Here is a 20,688-nt window from a genome sequence, read left to right as displayed (position 1 = left end):
GACAGAAAAAACGGGACTGCAAGAATAGGCAATCTTAAAAGAATAAAAAAAGAATGGCATATGCAAACAGATCCCTGCTGCCTTACAAAATTTGATTATAAAAATTTATGAAATTTTAGAAAAACATTAATTTCATACAAAACACAGAACCACCTGATTTTATAAATTCAGAGGTATCCACTGGAATAGGTTCAAAGCCTTTGCTTTTTAGGAGTGACTTTGTCTTTTTACAGCCTGTCTGAATAATCACATGCTTTCCATTTGGACAATGTGCATTGCAAGCAAATCCAGGTGAATCTGCTTCATTTAAAGGAACTTCGATTAAATTTGAAAAAATACCCGATAAAAGTTCCCAACCTTCATTTGTAAATGCTTCTTTACAGACAAGCGCTGTGTTCTTATTTAAGATGCTTAAACATGTGTCTAAATGATAGAATTTAGGGTGAGTCAATTCAAATAAAGCTACAGGGGCATCAGTGGTTTCACTTAAAATTTCATATACTCTTTTATCAGTTCGAAATCCGTAGCCACCCAAAATGAAACGTCGTTCAGGAATCCAGAGAGCGTCGCCCATGGATTCAAAAAAATATCCTTCTGTGCGTGAAGCAATGCGATGGGTTTGATATTGATGCGCATTTAAAAACGAATTGATATAAGGAACTTCTTGATTGCGTATATCATTGTGCATGTTTGATAAAACGGCATGTAAGTTTCCACAAGCATCTAAATAAGGGAAACTTTGATTTGCACAAAAAACCATATCAGGAAGATTCTCAACGGGATCGACAACAAAAACATTTAACCCAATATTTTCATATGCTTTTTTTAAGTTTTGCCACTGATCTTGAGCTTTATTTTTATCAAGTTCGTGCAAGGAACCATCTTCTTTGACCATATGCGCATTTATAGGGGTGTCCACATTAAAATAAACTGGATTTACCATCATGACTTTTGTTGCAAGAGGCATTGCGGGAACGGAATCAATTAAAAAAGTTAATTCTGATACATTATGTATCACTTTTTGCATATGGCACCTCAAAAAAAAGAAGCACGCTTTCATTTCAGACAATGGAAAGCAGCATCAGTTATTACATCATTCAAATTATAGGTTCAAACATTTTACAAAAAAAGTTAAACAAGTTTATATCTTTCTTTTGATTTGAAAACAATAAGCTTCAAATAAAATAAAGTCAGCCAGAGGAGATCCCATTTTGTTAAAAATTCTTCAGATTGATATCATTGATTCTAAATATAAATACTTTAAAAGTCCTTGGATTTTTAGTAACCAAGTAAACCATTTAGACGATAATTTACTTAACGATGAGAAAATTTCTTTGGTGCAAATTAAAGGAACAAAAAATTTTGGTATTTATTGTAAATCAAATCTTATTTCGATTCGTTTGTTACCTGATTGTCTCTTTGAAAAAATTAATAATAATTTCATTTCTAAAGAAGATTTTATTGATCAACTTAATCTTTATTTAAGCAAACTCTATAAAGAAAAACAGTGTTTTTCATTTGCTCAAAATGAAGCATATAGGCTCTCGCACGGGGATAACGATGGTTTACCCGCTTTAGCTATCGATGATTATAAATCTGTTCTTGTCATACAAAGTTCTTCTGCAGTGGGTGATTTTTTGCTTCCTTTTATTGTCGAAGCAATTAAAAAAACAATTCATTTACCTATTTTTGAAAGAAGTACAGGACAAATTCGAAAACTCGAAAATTTACCAGAAAGAACCCGTTGGATTCAAAAACCAGCTAACGAACAAAGTTATGAAGTAACATGCAATTTAGCACATTTAAAAATGAGTTTTTCTTTAAATAAAGCACAAAAAACAGGTCTATTTTTAGACCAAAGAAACAATTTAAAATACCTAGCAGATCTCTTAGTTAATTATAATATTAAGAAAAGTCTTGATATTTGCAGTTATGCTGGGGCTTGGAGCGCTATCGCGGCACAAGCAGGAATTATGGACATGACTCTTATTGATCAAGACGCTTGGGCATTGCAGCTTGCTCAAAAAAATATTATACAAAACTCACAACACTCTCCCGAAATTACAACTTTGCATGGTGACATGTTTGAACATTTACAAGGTCTCACTAAAAGTGCTCAAAAATTCGATCTTATTATCGCTGATCCCCCAGCTTTTACCAAATCGAAGAAGAACATTGCCGAAGCAAAAAGAGCATATACAAAAATGACCCGCTTAGCTCACAATTTATTGAATGAAAATGGTATCTTAATTGTATGCAGTTGCAGCCGCCATATAGATGACCAAGAATTTCTTGAAAGTGTTTCTCTTGGTCTAAGTACACAAAACTGGGTACTTCTCCATAAAGGGGAGCAGTCCCCATGTCATACGCGTCTGGCAACTCCAGATTCTTCTGAATATTTAAAGTGTTACTTTATAAAAAAGAGAATGCTTTAGTTTCATTTGAGGTATGAGGGGAAAAATGAATTCGTTTAAAAAAAGAATTATGATTGATACACGTGTTGTTATTGAAGGCAATGAACATGGAATTGCACGTCACACCCGCGAACTTATCTACAATCTTATTCACAAAAATAATCCCGCTATTGAGTTTTTATTACTTGTAAATAAGAATTCTCCTTTTTTTAAACAAAAGCTTCCAAAAAATTTTAAAGTTATTAAATTAAAAACTGGACTTTATAATTTATTTGGGCAGTTTGAAATGTTTTTTTATACTTTAAAATATCGCCCTCATTTTTTTCATTCACCTCATTTTATTGTTCCACTGCTAGGAAATACTCCCTTAATAGCAACGATTCACGATATGAATCATGTTGCACTTTCCAAAAATTACACTTTAAAACAAAAATTGTATTATAACTTCTTTTTAAAAAGAAGACTTATTAAAGCAAAATATATTGTAACTGTTTCGGATTTCTCTAAAAATGAGATCATGAAGTATTTTCAAATTTCTGATGACAAAATTCGCGTTATTTACAACGGAGTTTATAATAATTTTAAACAGCGTAGTGAGTTTTGTGTTGACAGAATTAAAGAATTTTTAGCAAAATATAACCTGCCCGAAAAGTATATTTTTGCCAGTGGAAACCATAAGCCACATAAAAACTTAGAAAAACTTACCGAAGCATATTGTCTTGGAAATTTTGATCTCCCTTTGGTTATTTTATCTGATTTTAACGATAAAAATTTGGAGTTAGCTAAAAAATTTAATAAAAAAAATCAAATTTATTTTTTGAATTTTGTCAGAGAAGAAGATTTTCCTCTCCTTTATGCGCTCAGTTCTGCATTTATATTCCCTTCACTTTATGAAGGATTTGGCCTCCCCCCCCTCGAAGCTGCCGCCTGCGGTGTCCCTGTTGTTGTTAGCAGCACAACTTCATTACCCGAAATCATGCAGGATACAGCTACATATGTGAACTCAGAAAGCATTCACGATCTGCAAAGAGGTATGCAAGAAGCTCTCAATGAAAATAACGAAGTCATTCATATTCGTGTCAAAAATGGATTAAAACTTGCCCAAAAATACACTTGGTCAAATATGGCGCAAGAAACTCTCGAACTTTATGATAAGTTATATTGATTTGATTTGCTTTTTTTTAAAATTGTGAATACCAACAGTACGGAAACTTTCTTGGAAACATTTTGTTCCAAAACTCTGAAAGGCTTTTTATGACAACTATTAACGGAAATATGCGTAACATTGCAATTATTGCACACGTTGACCATGGCAAAACTACGCTTGTGGACAAACTTCTTCAACAATCAGGTACATTTGCAGCTCACCAATCCATTGCAGAGCGTGTCATGGACAGTATGGACCTTGAACGTGAACGCGGAATCACCATTGCAGCAAAAAATGCTTCTATGATGTACAAAGATGTTCGTATTAATATCGTCGACACTCCTGGACACGCAGACTTTGGTGGCGAAGTGGAACGCACTTTAATGATGGTTGATGGAGCAATCCTTTTGGTAGATGCTGCTGAAGGCCCCCTTCCTCAGACTCGCTTCGTGTTGCAAAAAGCTTTACAACGCAATCTCCGTATGATTCTTGTTATCAATAAAGTTGATCGTTCTGACGCACGTGTTGATGAAGTATCTGAAATGGTTCAAGATCTTTTCTTAGAACTCTCTTCTGAAGATCACCATCTCGACTTCCCAATTTTGTACGCTTCAGGCCGCAACGGTTGGGCAAGCAAGTCAAAAGATATTAAAACAGATAATTTACAAGACCTATTCGATACAGTTCTTGAACATGTTCCACCACCCCGCGTACAACTTGAAGGTGGAGCTCAATTTTTAATTAATAATTTAAGTTACAATAACTTCTTAGGTCGCTTGGCAATTGGCCGCATTGAACGTGGCACTCTAACAGCAAACCAAAATATCGTTCTTATCAATAAAGAAGGTAAGCAACAGCAAGCTAAAATTATTAAAGTGAGAGCTTACAGAGGCCTTGAGCAAACTGATGTAGAATCCGTTTCTGCGGGAGATATTGCTATTCTTGCCACTGGTTTAAACGATCTTGCAATTGGTGACACCATTGCAGATGCAACAAACCCTGAAGCCCTTCCACGTATTGAAGTTGACCCACCTACAGTTGGTGTTGAAGTCAGTGTAAACACGTCTCCAATGGCGGGACGCGAAGGAACATACCTCACAAGCAGTAAGCTTGGTGAGTTCTTACTCAAAGAAGCTATGAACAACGTTGCTTTAAAAATTGAAAACACAGACTCCCCAGAAGTGTTCATTTTAAAAGCCCGTGGTGAGCTTCAAGTTGCAATCGTTATGGAAAATCTTCGCCGTGCCGGTGGAGAGTGTATGGTTGCACGTCCAAAAGTTATTACAAAAAAAGAGAAAGGCGAAACCCTTGAACCGGTTGAAAGAGTTGTTCTCGACGTGCCAGACGCAAGTGTTGGTTCTGTTACAGAAAAACTTTCTATTCGCAAAGGTCGTCTCGAAAATATGCAGGCGTTCAACAACGGTCGCACACGTATTGAGTTTAGCATCCCAACCCGTGGACTCCTAGGTTACCGCAGTACTTTCCTTACAGACACTAAAGGTGAAGGACTTATGTCCAGTTACTTTGAAGGCTGGGAAACAAACCGTGGAAGCTTCCTTTCACGTGTAAACGGAGCACTTGTTGCTGACCGCTCAGGTAAGACAACTGAATATGCTCTTTCCGGACTTGAAGAACGTGGTCGTCTTTTTGTTGGTGCAGGTGAAGAAGTTTATGAAGGCATGATTGTTGGTGAACACAATCGTGACTCTAACCTAGATGTAAACGCTGTTCGTGAGAAAAAGCTAACAAACATGCGTGCTTCTGGATCCGATGACTCAACCAAACTCTCCCCTGTAACTCGCATGAGCCTTGAAACCGCTCTTGACTGGGTTGAAGATGATGACTGGATTGAAATCACTCCAAAGAACATTCGTATTCGTAAGCGCACCCTCGCTTCCAACCAACGCAGTGTTTCCCGCAGAGAAAAAGGAGAGTAAGTTTTACTCTCCTTTTTTTATATTCTATAGTGTGTTGCTTATGACTCTTGTGCTTAAAAGGGCTTTCCGCAATGACCTTAGTAGAAAATTTAAATATGAATTCCACCCACTCACTCTTGAAACACTGGCTTGCAAATGGCAAAGAACTCCCTCCGCATTTAAAACCAGCTATTGAAAAACTAAGTTCCGAACATATATCTGGAATATCCTTAAATCAGCTCGACTCACCTATGATGAAGCAATTTAAAACTGCAAAAGACGAAGTGCCCGATGCACTGCTTTTTTTCAGAATGGGTGACTTTTACGAGCTCTTTGGCATTGATGCCATTATTGTTTCAGATATTTGCGGATTAACCTTAACATCTCGAGATAAATCAAGTGCAAACCCTGTACCAATGGCAGGCTCACCCGCTGTTGGTTATAAAAATGCACTAAAAAAATGTATTTTAGCTGGTTTTAAAGTCGCTGTGTGCGATCAAGTTGAAGATCCACGCCAAGCTAAAGGAATTGTAAGAAGAGAAATCACTCGGATAGCCACACCAGCCGTTCCAGGCGATTTAGATGACGAAGAAACAAGTCATGAAACAAAATTCGGTTGTTACTTAGCCAGTATTATTGAACATAAAAAAACATACAGCATTGCCTATGTGGATGTCTCAACTGGTGAGTTTCGAATAACACAAAATTTAAATGAATTGTTATTGAGCCAAGAAATTGCGACCATTGCTCCACGCGAAATACTTGTGCCTAAAAGTATTCAAAATTACATTCACGAACTCATTAAATCTCTGCAAAAAAATCATTCCACAACAGTGAATGTAATTGATAATTGGATATTGCGCTCACCTGTAAACTGCAAAGAACTCTTTCTTGAGTTTTTTAAAGAAAAAGATTTAAATTCTTTTGGTTTAAATGAAATAACAAATGGCTTACAATGCACTTGCGCAATCCTTCAATATTTAAAATCAACACAAAAGTCTGTTTTAAAAAACATACAGTTTATCACTTACTATGATTTAACAGCTCATCTAATAATTGACGAAGGAACTCGTAAACATTTAGACTTTTTTTATACAGCTTCAGGTGAGAAAAAAGGAAGTCTTTTCCATTTTCTTAATAAATGCTCAACGGCAACAGGCAGTCGAAAACTGATTCGCAGACTTAATTATCCATTTAAAAATTTAAAAGAAATTGAAAAATCTCATTTAATTATAAGTGAATTTTTAGAGCAAACCGAAATTGTCAATGAAATAATTGAAAATCTACGTTCAACCGCAGATATTGATAGATTATTATCAAGAGCTGCACAAAAGAATTTAGATGCAAGAGGAATGGCTTGGCTAAAACAAACATTAATATCATTACCTACACTTGAAAAGGTTTTAAATAAAGTTAAGTCTAATCCATTTAAAAATAATAGCATCATAAAATCTATAGAACCATTAAAAGATCTTTTAATAAAATCGCTCGCCGAAGAACCTTCAGCTGTTATGGGAAAAGGAGGAATTGTTTTTAAAGAAGGTTATTCTAAAGAACTCGATGCAGCCATTGCCCTTACAACAAATTTTTCTGAGTTGCTAAACTCCCTTGAACAAAAAGAACGCGAAATCTCACAAATTTCAACCTTAAAAATTGGCTATACGGGTGCATTTGGTTATTATTTTGAAATTTCTAAGGGAAAAATAGCTCAAGCACCAAAACATTTTATTAGAAAACAAACTTTAACAAATTGTGAACGATATATTACACCAGAGCTTAAAGAACTCGAAGAAAAATCATTAAATGCAAGTGATGAACGCATCATATTAGAAAAAGAAATTCTCGAATATTTAAGAACACAGATTTTAGAATATTCAAGCATTTTGACAAAGGCTTCTGAACTTATTGCAGACATTGATCTTTCTGTTACCTTTGCACAGCTCGCTCAGCAATACGATTGGTGTCACCCTAGTTTAAGTAACAAAATATTTACTAAATTAACTGGCTCAACTCATCCTATTTTAGCAAATTTACAAACAACTGAAGTCTTTGTACCAAACGATATTTCACTTGGAATTATAAATGAAAGTTCAGAGCAGAATCCGTTAGTACACTTAATTACGGGCCCAAACATGGCCGGTAAAAGCACGCTTATGCGACAAGTCGCTGTGACCCAAGTCCTTTGCCAAATTGGCTCCTATGTACCTGCCCAAAAAGCTGAAATAGGTCTTGTAGATCGTATTTTCACCCGCATAGGTTCTGGTGATAATGCACTTAAAAGCCAGTCTACCTTCATGGTTGAAATGCTTGAAACAGCTAATATGCTGAGGTTTGCTACCCCGCAAAGTCTGCTGTTGCTCGATGAAATTGGTCGCGGAACATCAACCTTTGATGGTCTTTCCATTGCATGGTCAATTCTTGAAAATTTATCCGAAAAAGTAACAGCCAGAGCATTGTTTTCTACTCATTATCATGAGTTACAAGAAGTCTGTAAGACTCACAACAATATTTGCCCCATGCATATGTCCGTTGTCGAAACGACATGTAAAGATGAGAACAATCAAGATAAAAAAGAAATTATTTTCTCACGAAAATATGCACATGGAGGCTCAGGAAAGAGCTATGGTCTACATGTCGCTGAACTTGCAGGAATTCCAAGCAGCATTATTGCCCGAGCAGAAGAAGTTCTCCTAAAACTTGAACAGGAGCCAGAAGCAAAACCCATTCAATTAAAAAGCAATCAAATCAAGATCCCACAAGAGAGCCCTATAAAAAATAGTTTGCAAATGGCTCTCACGAGCCTTGACCTTGATGGCACAACACCCCGTCAAGCTCTTGAAGTTCTTTATATCCTTAAAGAATTTGCAGCGCAAAAACAACTTGCAGAAGGGGAACAAAGCGTTCATTTGCTAAAAACTCTTGCCAAACAACAAAATTTAGCCAAAAAGCAAAAGGAACGCCTTCTCTCTAACGAACAAACCCTCTTTTAACTTGACGCATTAGCTGAGCTGTGCTTATTTGAGTCTTCATGTTTTGTTGAGTTGCTGCGTTGGCAAATTAGCCCAACGCTGCTGCCTGCATTTTATTTAACAAACTTCATTAGGAGTTTTACCATGGCAGTATCCACAGGTAAGAAAAAGCGTCGTTATTCCAGACCAAAAAGAACGCTCGATCCACAAATCACTTTTGACTATAAAGACACACAACTTCTTCGCCGTTTCGTAACTGAACACGGAAAAATCGTTCCACGTCGCATCAGTGGTGCCAGCGCACAACAACAACGGGCTCTAACCGTTGCTGTTAAACGTGCACGCACTATGGCTATTTTAAGCTATGGCCAAGGCAACGACGCTCGCTAAAAATCTTTTTAGCAGTTTACAAAAAACCGAGTCTTCATAATTTGAAGATTCGGTTTTTTTGTTTTATGTTAAATAGTTCTTTATTTATCTATGAATTTTTAGGACTTTAAAATGATATCGAGTTTTTCCCATAAAATTTCAAGAATGAGTTCTTTCAAAAGAATTTCTATTATTATCGCTCTTTTTATAATGTATGACATATTTATTATAAAACAACCTCTGAAATTTATATATGACATAATTGGCGGAAGATATTTTGTTAATTACTTACTAAGTGTTATTACTCTTATCTTCTTTATTTTATTTATCGATCTTCTTTTTAAAGGTAAATTTTTTTCAAAACTCTTAGCAGTTCTTTTAGTATTTATTCCTCTAGGCATTCAAACAGCACATTATTCCTTTTACAACGCACCTTTAACAGCTTATGGAATTCGCTTTTTCTTTAGCGAACCCATGCTAACGACTCAACTTGGATTTGAAAATATTAATTATTTTAAAACAACTCTTTTTATTCTCTTTTCCTTTTTTATTATTTATTTATTTTTGCCCAAGAAAAAAGATCTTATTTTTAGAAAATCAAAAATGATCTTTTATTCGATCTTATATATACCACTTGTTATTTTATGTGGGGTCAATTGGTACCTTATTTTAGATTATCAACATTCAATGGTCTCTGTTTATGCCGCACTTCCCGAGACAGCTCGATCATTGTATTTTAAAAAACTTAAAGCAGATAAACCGACAATTAGTTTATCTCCAACGACTAAAAAGCTTCCAAATATTTTATGGATAGTTGGTGAGTCTGTTGCCAAAAGCCACATGAGCCTTTACGGATATCAACGCAATACAACTCCTAATCTAGACAAAATGCGTGACGAAGGAATCCTTATTCCATTCCAAAATGTTGTCAGCATTGGCCCACACACTCTTATTTCTGTTCCATATATGCTGGTTGGAAAACAAAATATCGATCCCTTTGGCACTATTTATTCAGCTCCAAATATTTTTGATTACGCTAAAGCCCGAAATTATGACACAGCATTTATCAGCGCTCAAGATTTACGTTGGAAAAATTTTGACCAGCTCACTGGCAATGGGCTAGTAGATTATTACCGCTCTGGTCCTGACTTTAGTACGAATGTAAGCGTATCAAAAGGAGCCGATGACATAAAGGTTCTTGATAAAAGTATTTTACCTCATTTATCAGAAATGCGATCCCCATTTCTTTTAATTGCTCATATGGATGGAAGCCATTATCCATATAATATTCACTCTGAAAAAGAATATAAAAAATATTTTCCTGAAAATAGCCCAAATGGAACCAATGCATATGATAATACAATCGTATATTCTGATGTCTATTTAAATCGTTTAATTGAGGCTGCCCGCAAAAAAGATCCCGATATTTGGATTTTTTATACAACAGATCATGGTCAAAATGTTGCGCTTGCACAAAATAAAAACGCTTCTCATGAAGAAAAAAAACAAGATTTTGATAGCAACTATAAAGATAAGAACATAGATAACTCTGAAGCAAAAAATAATAATAAAGACGAGTCAAACTCAATTTTTTCTGCATGGACAAATAAAATAAAACAAGTTTTTGAAGAAAAAGATAAAAATGATGACGAATCAAAAGTTATTTTTAATCAAGGCTATAGCAAAGACATTATTCACAATGCCTTTTTTGTTATTCCGCCTGATCATTATTTAGAGCAAATTAAAAACCAAGCAAATTCCCCTATCGCTCAATCTGATATCTTTGCTACAATTTTACAACTTATGGAAGTTGTAAAACCTGTGGCAAAAATTGATGGACTGTCATTATTAGAAACTATTCCTGAAAATAGGTTCCGTATTTCTACAGGATTTGTTGTTACAAATGACAACGTCCCAGAAGCCGAGGTTTTTTTTCCAGATTTATCTTCATTATTTGTTGATTTTTCTAGAAATAGTGTAAGCATTTCAAAAGAAAAAAAAGTTATTCAACTCAGCGATGCATCACAAGAAATTCAAGATCTTTTTGTAGAAAAAAATAGAAAGATCAATTGATCTTTCTATTTTTCATTAGTCTAATTTATCAATCAGACACCCTCTTCTGTAGCTAAATTAACAAAATCAATGGTGTCAAAATCAGGATTGTCATTACCCAACCCATCAAAAATAGTGAATGCTGAATTTCTTTTGACTCGACCTGTTTCTGATTTAATCGGTGAAGTGGTTGCCCGTTTCTTAAGTTTTTCAACCAAGGTTGTACGGTTCATAGAGAGCAATTGAGCGGCACGATTTTTATTATGATTTGTTCTTCTAAGAGCTTCTGAAATTAATCTATTTTCAAACTCTTCGACCACTCGGTAAAAATCTATTCCAGAACCCAAATCAATTTCTTTTTTAATAAATTGATCAATTTCACTTGGAATATCATCAAACATAGAATTTCTAGAAATTGATTGATTTGAATTTTGTAAATTATTTTGTGCTTGAGAATATGTTTGATTATAATTTTGTTGCGGTTGCGAAGCTTGTGTGTAGTTATTATTCGCAGGAGAATTTGCTTGGTTATTTCTATTAAAATGATTATTATGCCCATTCAAAATAGCATTTTCTCTTTGTGATTGACTGTAAGGTGGTACCTGAGAGTTTTGTGAACCAAGTTTTGCATACTGTGAAATATTCGATTGCGTTGGACTGTGATATAAATTGCCCGTCGTCTGCATAATATTATTTTGATTCATAATCGGTTGTTGAGTTCGATCATAAAATGCATCAATATTATCTGTTACAAAATTACGTAAACGAGGTGGTAAATCACTGATTTCAATGCTACCTGAATTCTTTAAAACAACAATTCTTTCAATTAAATTTTCTAATTCTTGAATATTATTTGCCCAAGTATTTTGTAAAAGAGCATTCATTGCATCATGGGAAATCCCAATTATCTTTTTTGCTTTAATTTGATTAAATTTTTGCACAAAAAATTCAGCTAAAATAGGAATATCTTCTCTTCTCTCACGAATTGGAGGCAAATAAATAGAGGTGGCTGATAACTTATAAAAAAGCTCTTCTCTAAATAGCCCTCTTCTCACCAATTGTTCAAGATCTACTGAAGTAGAACAAATAATTCTAATATTAATTGGAATATCCGCTTTTCCTCCAAGACTGCGAATTATTCCATCACTTATAGCTCTATATAAAGCAAGCTGGAGCTTATCACTTAATTTACTCACCTCATCAAGATATAAGGTACCACCTTCAGCCTGTCTGAAATGACCTTCACGCGCCTGCGGGCTCTGTGGAACATAACCTGATTCATAGCCAAAAAGTTCTATCTCAAGCAACTCTTCATTTCCTGCGGAACATTTAATTGGAACAAATGGGAACTTATTGCGTTGAGATCTTTCGTGAATGATCTTGGCAATTGCGTCTTTACCCGTGCCAGGTTCACCTGTAATTAATATTGCCGAATTGCTTTCTGCAACCTTGTATACAAGATGCTGAACATGACGAATAATGGCACTCGACCCCATAAGCGCATAAGATCCGTTCACGATCTCCTCCCCTTGCCAAAACTGGCATTAACTGGTGCAGTAGACATATATAAAATTGGGTTGACTGATTGTTATTATTGCACCATGTAAAAAATATAACAAGACCACAATTGGGAGTTTTTTCGGCAAAAATTTTTCTTTAAAAGAAAACCACATCGCCCTTCGTTAAAGACTCATCTTCTTCAGCATGCGAAGTAGATTCTGCTGATTTCGCCGCAGGTTTTAAGGGCGTTGGCGCAGATGTCGCACCACTTGGAGCAGCACTTGCTTTTGGAGGAGTCATAGATGGGGGTGGTGAACCTGCTGGCGGAGTCGAAGGAGGTGGTGGAGGTGTGCCTCCGCCATTTGCAGCACCTCCACCATTACCACCTTGATGTGCTGTTTTCAGAGCAAGAGCATCGTTTTGAAGCGCTTTGTTTAACAGATCTTCAATATTAATTTTTATTCTTTCGAGCGGTTGGAGAGCCTGATCGATTTGCTGTTTGGTGATGTCTTGAAATTGTAGACTTAAAATAATTTGGTCAATATTTTTCGCCACACTTTCAGAACTTGCTACAGCATTAGAAATGAGTTTTGTAAAGACCTCTGTGCTCTCTTCTGCAGTGCGCACAAGCTCATTTACAGCGTGGTCCACATGTGTTTTCTTTTCTGTGTTTTTCTTTAAGTTTTCTAGTAAACTTCTACTTATATCCCTTACACTTGAGTTTACCTTTCCAACAATTTGAATAATATTATTACTTGCAAGACTGGTTCTATCAGAAAGTTTACGAACTTCTTCTGCCACCACTGAGAAACCTCGACCATGCTCACCGGCACGAGCCGCTTCGATGGCCGCATTAAGCGCAAGTAAATTTGTTTGGTCAGAAATGTACTGAATTTCGTCACTGATTTTATTAATTTCTGCTGTATTAACAAGGATTGTATCTATTGCCTTTGAATAATCCATATTTAATTTTGAGTTTTGTTCGAGCATTTCTATCATTTCTCTTAATAATGATAAACTGCTTTGAATAACTTCACTCAAAGATGTGTTGTTATTGTTACCTTTACCACCTCTAAATTGCGCAGATATTTCGTTAGATTCCTCAAGATGTTCTTGTGCTTTTTCATAAATAAATCTAACTTTATCACCAATTTCAATTGCACTTCTTTCTGTTTGATGAGTTACGTTATGAAGTTGATTTGTCATTTCAGGAACAAGCGATATAATTTCTTCTAACCGCTTTACTTGCTCGCTCACACCCACTTCTTTTTGTGAATTTTCAAGTTGAAGTTTTGCTAATCTATTTTGCTGCTCAAGTGCTCTTTCCTCTGAAAGAACAGCCCGACTCTCTAAAGTTTTTGCCAATGACTCAAACTCTCTCTTTTGTTCTTGCAACTTTTTATTCATGCTCTCAGCAGAAGATTTCCAAAACTCCATATTTTTTTGAGCTTGCACATTTTTAGATTGGAATTCATGTTGCAGAGTGGCAAGACGTGCATTGTTAACTTCTTCCATATGCAGAAGCTGATGTCTGAGCGCTATAATATCTCTTTCATAAATTTCATCTTTTGTTCCTTCTCTTGAGCGTGATGAAGCAGCAACTGTGACTGAAGGAATAGAAGTTGTCTGCTCAAATGATTTCTTCTTACTTTCAAATTCCTCAATTTTTCTCATGAGATCTTTTTCACGCGTGACTATTTCTCTTTCTTTATTTTCTATTGATTTTTCTTTTCCTTCAAACGATTTTTCACGAGAATCTAAGTTTTTTTCTTTTTCATAAACTTTTCTATCAGTTACATTTCCACCTTTGGATTCCATTTCTTCACGAATGGCACGAGCAGCTTCGTTGGCAATTTTATCTAAATCATGGGTCAAAATCTCATCAATTCTTTTTCTGACTGCAAAAAACCAAACATATGACAAAAGAAACAGCACAACTCCGACTGCTGTAGTGAGCATCCAATCGGTTGAGAGAAAGCCTGTTGCTGCGATCACAACAGCCCCAATTATGGCAAGTAATACTAGAATTGTGGGTTTAAATCGGATTTCTTCCATGAAGCACTCCAAGTCGCAGTCGAATAAAATATTTTACTATGATCACTTCGGATACTGTAACATTAATATAGAGAGCCACAGTATTGACATAGTGAAAGAAGATTTCAAAGCTTCATTTAACTGACATCCCACTCAGATCGGAACTGATAAAATTGAGTGACGGGAGAATAAAGCTTTGAGCAATATAACGATTGAAGACATCATCCAAAAGTGGACAAAAAAACTTTTGAATATTGTTCAAAACGTTTATGCTTATATTGGAATTCTTATTGTTGTAGGAATAATCGGCAATATTTTCATTGTTAACTTAGCATTCAATATTTTCATGATTATTTTCACAATATTTTCAGGTGTGTTTACTTATAAAACTTATAAAAAATCAAACCAACTTATCGAAGAATGGCAAGCAGAGTTTACAGAGCCTACTCAAAAACTTTTACAAACCATTCAAATGGTATCAATTCAAAATCTTGATCTCTTGCCCGAAGAGCAGCTCAATAGCTTTACTTCTGAGTCACATTTAAAATTACTCGATGTTGCCCGTGGAATACTAGAACATCAAAGATTCATCGATCAAGTCGTAGATAACATGTTTGAAATGATGTTTCTCTTAAATCAAGATGGCATTATCATGAAAGCAAATAAATCTGCATGTGATACAACAAAATATGTTCAGGCAGAGTTAATTGGCCAACATATTCGAAAATTATTTCCACATGCAGAAAGTTTAGTTGATTATTATTTAGAGCTTGAAATACAATTTACAACCCAAGGATTTGTTAGAGATGTTGAAGTATTTGTTCAGACTTCAGAAGGAGAACTTCTTCCATTTTCAATCAATGGAGTAAAAATTGAGAGCACAACAGGTACTTTGTTAGGTTATACAATGATCGCAAAAAACCAAGCTGAAACAGTTCGTTTATTTAACCAATTAAATAAAAGTAACTACGAACTGGGCAGAGCAAACGATGAACTTGGCAAACGCTATGATCAAATTAAAAAAGAAATCGAAGAAAAAGAAGGTCAACGCCGAACTCTTGAAATGGAACTTGCAACAAGTCAATTGGTGCAAAAAACATTTCTTCCGCAAAAAGCACCTGAGCATTTAAATGTAGAGTGCGCAGGCACAGCAATTCCTGCTGCATTTTGTGGAGGAGATTGGTGGAATACTGTTTCCTTAAAAGATAAGTTTTACGTTTTCATTGCAGATGTAACAGGACATGGGACAGCCAGTGCCATGGTGACAGCTGCTGTATCAGGATATTTTGTTGCAGTTCAAAGCAAACTTTTTGCAGGAGAAAATCTTGATGTAGATGACATTCTCGTAGGATTTGATACAGTACTTTCGAGCATGGGCAATAGCAACGACGTGCGCTATAATATGACTTGTTTTTCTTGTGTTTTTGATTTTGATAAAAAAGTCATACGTTTTTCAAATGCTGGGCATAACTTTCCGATGCTTGTACGAGCAGACAAAAAAGTTGTAAGTATGGTTGCAAGTGGCCACCGGCTTGGTAATACCAATGGTGAAAGCTTTGAAAAGAAGGAAATTCCACTTGAGAAAGATGATTTTATATTTTTCTATACAGATGGACTTATTGAAAATAAAAATGATCAAGATGAAGAATATGGTAAAAGGAGATTACGTAAATTTATAGACAAAAATAATACTGAAAGTTGCGCTGCTTTTATTGAGCATCTCCTGCAAGAAGCTCTAGAATTTTATGGTTCTGGAAAGCCACTAGAAGATGATATAACCATAGTCGTAACAAGGATAAATCAACTTTAATGTTAAGAACTATTTAAAATGAAGAGCATTGTATCAAAATTCAAACATAAGATTTTCTCGTCAGACATTGCTATACCGCCTGCCGAAAAAGTATTACCCTATGTTTATTCCATTGTGGGACTTTCATTTGCCTTTGGTTTAGTCACCACAATTACAGGCCTCAATAAATCAACTTCTAAAAAACAAAATCATACAATCGAAAAAAATTTTAATAATGAAATTGCAAAAAAGAATATTGATGCAATAATTAAAAGAAACATATTTAACGTAACAGGCGCTATTCCTGATGCCGAAAGCAATGGACAGCTTGTCTGCCCAGAAATTCCAATAAAATCCGATCTCCCCTATAAGATATCTGGAATTGTTTTTGGAGGCAGTTCCGAATCAAGTATTGTTCAATTTGAAAGCAGTGGTTCCCAAAGTAAGTTAGGAAATAGTTTTAAACTTGGTGACACTCTTCCCATGGGCGGAAAATTAGCAGGTATCCAAAAAAATAGAATTTTAGTTACAAATAAAAATTGCCCCGAATTTATTGATCTCATTTATCCCACTCCTCCTAAAAGCCGTGACACTAAAGCTTTAGTCGGAAATACAGGAACAGGTTATAAAGAAAATGGTTTTGAACGTAATGGAAATGTTTCCACAACGTCAAAACAATGGGTAAATAATATTTTAAATAATAACTTTGCCAAAACCCTTGAAGAAGCCAAAGCTTCACCTTATTTAGTAGGCGGACAGGTTAAAGGATTTCAATTAACAAGCATAACACCTAATAGTGTTTATTCAAAATTAGGTTTTCAAAATGGAGATATTGTAACTTCAATAAATAATATTCAATTAAATGATGCTGCGAGAGCTATTCAAACACTCAATTCCATGAGAAATGAAAACTCCATTAACGTGCAAATTTTAAGAAATGGTAAACAAATTGAGTTGAAGGCGAATATACAGTAAAATGCAAAAAATTAAATTATTTGAAAATATTACAAACAATAAGTTCTTTGCAAAGCTAAGCAAAGAAAATATTTTACTTGCTCGTAATTTATCATTAACTTTTGCTACATGTATCTTACTCTCAAATATTGTTAATACAACTGCCTCTCTTTATTTATTAGATAATTCAAAACCCGCACCAAATTTTAATAGACATGTTTATAATCCTATTATTTTATCTGCTAATGTTTCATATCCACAAATGCAAGAAAAGATTATAGATCGTAATATCTTTAATATTTCTGGAGAAATCCCTGTAGAAGACACAGTAGAAAATAATGGACTTATTCAAAATTTCGATTCTGTTCCTTGTTCTAAAAACGACGAAAAACTTCCTGTTGAATTAGTCGGCATTTTATTTACAGGCAATCCAAACACCAATCTTGTTACCTTTAAAGATTCTCGCATTCCGACCGCAGATGTATATAAAGAAGGCCAAACTCTCATTGAAAATGAGAGTTATGAAATTTATAAAATACCAACGCCTTCCACAGTGCAAATTCGGCAAGCAAATACAAAAATTTGTCTTTCCACCGGAACACAATCAAGATATCCAATAGAGAGCGATAAAAATAATCAAAATGAAGGACAGTCTTATGAATTTACATCAGATTTTGTTGACGAACAAATTGGACCTGGATTTTCAAAGATCCTAAACTCCGCTCGTCTTGTTCCCGAAGTTTCAAATGGAAAAACACTTGGGTTTAAAATTTTTTCAATTACGGCAGGGAGTCTCTTTGATAAAATGAAGCTAGAAAATGGTGACGTTATTACAACTGTAAACGGAATAAAACTTGAGGATCCTTCTCAGGGCTTTAAACTTTATGAAGCTTTACAAGACGAAACAAATATCGTTATAGAAATAAATAGAGCGGGAATGCAGATGACAAAAAAGGTAACAGTTAGATGAATCAGACTTTTAAAAGATCAAATAACAATCGTATTTCAAGAATAGGAAATAATAAAAAATTAAATTTTTTTGTAATGACGACAGTTGCGAGTATTGTATTCAATAGTACAGTTATTGCACAAGCGCCGCCTATTCCTCCTTTACCACCTTCACCACCAAACGATTCAAGCAAGACACCACCGAATAAAAATGATACAAACAAAATACCTAAATTACCCTCAACTCCACCATCAAATGGCAATACCCCAAATTCACCGACTGCTCCTGGAGGAAAAACTTTTCAAGGAACTGCAGTCACCCCAAAATCAGCCCCACAATCTTCGATTACATCGCCAAATATTCCTGAAAAGCAAAATGCGAAATCTCAGGAAAAATCTCAGGAAAAAAACAAAAAAACCAATCCAGTGGATGATATCCCACATGGTAAAGAACTTGTCAGCATTGACTTTCCAAATGGTGCAAATTTAAGTGATATTATTAAAACTATTGGCCTTTGGACCGGAAAAAACTTTGTTCTGGCTCAAGGAGTCGCTGGATCCTCAAGAATTTCCATCATTTCTCCAGAACCAGTGACAAAAGAAGAAGCGTATCAAGCCTTCTTAAGTGCATTAAATATCTCTGGTTTTACTACAGTTGATACAGGATCTGTTGTAAAAATTCTGCCCATTGCCAATGCTAAATCTTCAAATATTAAAACCTACTATGGTGAAAACTGGTCGCCATCGACCGATGAAATTATCAATCAAGTTATTCCTTTAAAATATATCGACGCCAATTCAGTTATAAACCAATTGAGACCATTGCTTGGTATCACTCAATATGCGGCATTTACGACAACAAACTCTCTTATTTTAACCGACACTGGAAATCGAATCCGCCGTATTCTTGAAGTTATTAAATTACTCGATTCAAAAACCAATCAACCTTTGGTTTCTATCGTTCCAATTAATTACATGGATGCCAAAGATGCTGTAGCAAAAGTAAATGATATTTTTGGCAATAGAAATGGTCCATCTTTAAGTTTACAAAAAGTTTTAGCTGATGAACGCACAAATTCCATAATATTAGTTGGCCCTGCAAGTGGTCTCGACGACATTGTTCGATTTGTACAAAGAATTGATAAACCAGCAGTTGATCAAAACTCGCAAACCATGGTACGTGTCCGTCCTCTTGACTATGCCGACTCCGAAAAACTTGCACAAACTTTGCAAGCTCTCACACAAAATACACGCAATCAAAATTCACCTTACAGACCTGCTTTCTTTCAACCACCACCTCCTCCAGGTGCACCCAATGCTCCACCCGGTCAACCCCAAGGGCAAGCAGTTGCTGACTTAAATGGCGTTAAAGTAACTGCAGATAAAGCGACCAATGCTCTCGTTATTCAAGGGAGCAAATCCGCTTATGATGAACTTGATGGAATTATTGCTCAACTCGATAAGCGCAGGGCTCAGGTTTATGTTGAAGCAAATATCATCGATATGAATATTAATAATGGATTTAATTGGAAACCAGCAACACTTGGTGGCGCTACTTTAAGCGATGGCCGTTACGTTATGCCTTTTGGTTTTAATGCAGCTCAAGCAGCACCTTTCGTAGTAAATCAAACAAATTCCACCGCAAATATAGACTCATTAAAAGGAGCGGGTGATAATTTCCTTCTCGGTATTTTAAGTAATAAATCTATAAATCTTGGACCATTTACTTTAACACCTGGAGCACTTTTATTTGCATTAAAACAAGACTCTAATTCAAATATTCTACAAACACCAAGTATGATGGTCTCCGATAACGAAACAGCAAATTTTCAATCGAACCAACAATACAGCTCAGTTACAACGACCGCAAATCCTAACGGACAAGGTTCTATACAACAGGTTACTAAATATGACGTCACAACTTCTTTAAAAATCACCCCACAAATTTCACGGGCAGATTTTGTTACAATGAAAATCAATTTAAACTTAGATGATGCAGGACCCCTTGATAAAGATGGAAAACCAAATCCAATTAGCAAACGATCTGCCGAATCAACTTTAATTGTACAAAATGGTCAAACAGCAGTTCTTGGCGGAATCACTCAAGACAGTCATAAAGTAGGTGAATCAAAAGTACCTTTATTAGGTGATATTCCAATTTTAGGTTGGCTCTTTAAATCTGTGACAAAAGAGAAAAAGAAAACAAGTCTAACTTTATTTGTAACTCCACATATTGTTCGTAATTCAGAAGATCTCGAAAAAATATATAATAATAAAATAAAAGATCGAGATTTATTTTTGAAAATATATTATGGAGAAAAATATAAAGACGAAGAATTTTATTCTATTTTACCAAACGAAGAAGCTGGGAAAGCTCCTAAAACTCTGTCCAAAAGCGAAGAACAACAAGAAAATGATAAAAACCAAACCTACGAACCTGCTCCTGCAACGAAAAGAGCTGTATTGCCAAGTGAAGATCCAAATCCAATCAATGCACCTTCTTCAAATTCGGGTACGAGTAGCGGAGGAGGCTTTGGTTTTCCATCTCCACCACCTCCTCCACCCCCACCACCATACCAGTGATGAGGGGTAAAAA

At 35.3% G+C, this 20,688-nt stretch carries 13 protein-coding genes; 10 read left to right on the top strand and 3 right to left on the bottom strand.

Annotated features, from left to right (window positions below):
- Positions 1–115: 115 nt before the first annotated feature.
- Entirely contained in the window at positions 116–1,027 is a 912-nt protein-coding gene (locus GCL57_RS05030) for a dimethylarginine dimethylaminohydrolase family protein (RefSeq protein WP_161597605.1), read from the bottom strand.
- Positions 1,028–1,211: 184 nt separating this feature from the next.
- Between GCL57_RS05030 and GCL57_RS05025 the strand changes: the two genes are divergently transcribed.
- The 6 genes from GCL57_RS05025 (at position 1,212) to GCL57_RS05000 (ending at position 10,888) form a co-directional block, all read left to right on the top strand.
- A complete protein-coding gene (locus tag GCL57_RS05025; RefSeq protein WP_152212187.1) occupies positions 1,212–2,435 on the top strand; it encodes a class I SAM-dependent rRNA methyltransferase in 1,224 nt (407 codons plus the stop codon).
- A gap of 25 nt (positions 2,436–2,460) precedes the next feature.
- The gene (locus GCL57_RS05020; RefSeq protein ID WP_161597604.1) at positions 2,461–3,579 is read left to right on the top strand and encodes a glycosyltransferase family 4 protein; all 1,119 of its coding nucleotides are present in this window, start codon (positions 2,461–2,463) and stop codon (positions 3,577–3,579) included.
- 89 nt (positions 3,580–3,668) lie between these two features.
- Positions 3,669–5,498, top strand: a complete 1,830-nt coding sequence (gene typA, locus GCL57_RS05015; RefSeq protein WP_152212185.1) for a translational GTPase TypA — start codon at positions 3,669–3,671, stop codon at positions 5,496–5,498.
- 71 nt (positions 5,499–5,569) lie between these two features.
- The gene (gene mutS, locus GCL57_RS05010; RefSeq protein WP_152212184.1) at positions 5,570–8,467 is read left to right on the top strand and encodes a DNA mismatch repair protein MutS; all 2,898 of its coding nucleotides are present in this window, start codon (positions 5,570–5,572) and stop codon (positions 8,465–8,467) included.
- Between the two features lie 123 nt (positions 8,468–8,590).
- Positions 8,591–8,836, top strand: a complete 246-nt coding sequence (rpsR, locus tag GCL57_RS05005) for a 30S ribosomal protein S18 (RefSeq protein ID WP_152212183.1) — start codon at positions 8,591–8,593, stop codon at positions 8,834–8,836.
- A 111-nt stretch (positions 8,837–8,947) separates the two neighbouring features.
- A complete protein-coding gene (locus GCL57_RS05000; RefSeq protein WP_152212182.1) occupies positions 8,948–10,888 on the top strand; it encodes a sulfatase-like hydrolase/transferase in 1,941 nt (646 codons plus the stop codon).
- Between the two features lie 32 nt (positions 10,889–10,920).
- Here the strand turns inward: GCL57_RS05000 and GCL57_RS04995 are convergent, their stop codons facing one another.
- Positions 10,921–12,384 (bottom strand): sigma 54-interacting transcriptional regulator, encoded by a 1,464-nt coding sequence (locus GCL57_RS04995; protein ID WP_152212181.1) that lies wholly within the window; start codon positions 12,382–12,384, stop codon positions 10,921–10,923.
- A gap of 139 nt (positions 12,385–12,523) precedes the next feature.
- Complete coding sequence (locus GCL57_RS04990) at positions 12,524–14,422, bottom strand: methyl-accepting chemotaxis protein (RefSeq protein WP_152212180.1); 1,899 nt, start codon at positions 14,420–14,422, stop codon at positions 12,524–12,526.
- A 175-nt stretch (positions 14,423–14,597) separates the two neighbouring features.
- On the opposite strand from GCL57_RS04990, the gene GCL57_RS04985 reads away from it, so the two are divergent.
- The 4 genes from GCL57_RS04985 to gspD are packed head-to-tail and all read left to right on the top strand — an operon-like array spanning position 14,598 to position 20,675.
- Positions 14,598–16,211 carry a SpoIIE family protein phosphatase gene (locus tag GCL57_RS04985; RefSeq protein WP_152212179.1) on the top strand — a complete coding sequence of 538 codons (1,614 nt, stop codon included), beginning with the start codon at positions 14,598–14,600 and terminating at the stop codon, positions 16,209–16,211.
- Between the two features lie 18 nt (positions 16,212–16,229).
- Positions 16,230–17,165, top strand: coding sequence for a PDZ domain-containing protein (locus GCL57_RS04980; RefSeq protein ID WP_152212178.1), 936 nt, complete (start codon positions 16,230–16,232; stop codon positions 17,163–17,165).
- A gap of 1 nt (position 17,166) precedes the next feature.
- Positions 17,167–18,114 (top strand): hypothetical protein, encoded by a 948-nt coding sequence (locus GCL57_RS04975; RefSeq protein WP_152212177.1) that lies wholly within the window; start codon positions 17,167–17,169, stop codon positions 18,112–18,114.
- Complete coding sequence (gspD, locus tag GCL57_RS04970; protein WP_152212176.1) at positions 18,111–20,675, top strand: type II secretion system secretin GspD; 2,565 nt, start codon at positions 18,111–18,113, stop codon at positions 20,673–20,675. Before GCL57_RS04975 ends, gspD begins: the two co-directional genes overlap by 4 nt.
- Positions 20,676–20,688 lie beyond the last annotated feature (13 nt).

This window comes from Fluviispira multicolorata, from assembly GCF_009208585.1.
GTDB lineage: Bacteria > Bdellovibrionota_B > Oligoflexia > Silvanigrellales > Silvanigrellaceae > Silvanigrella > Silvanigrella multicolorata.
Note: the sequence above shows the minus strand (reverse complement) of the source record. Positions and strands in the feature narration are given on the sequence as shown.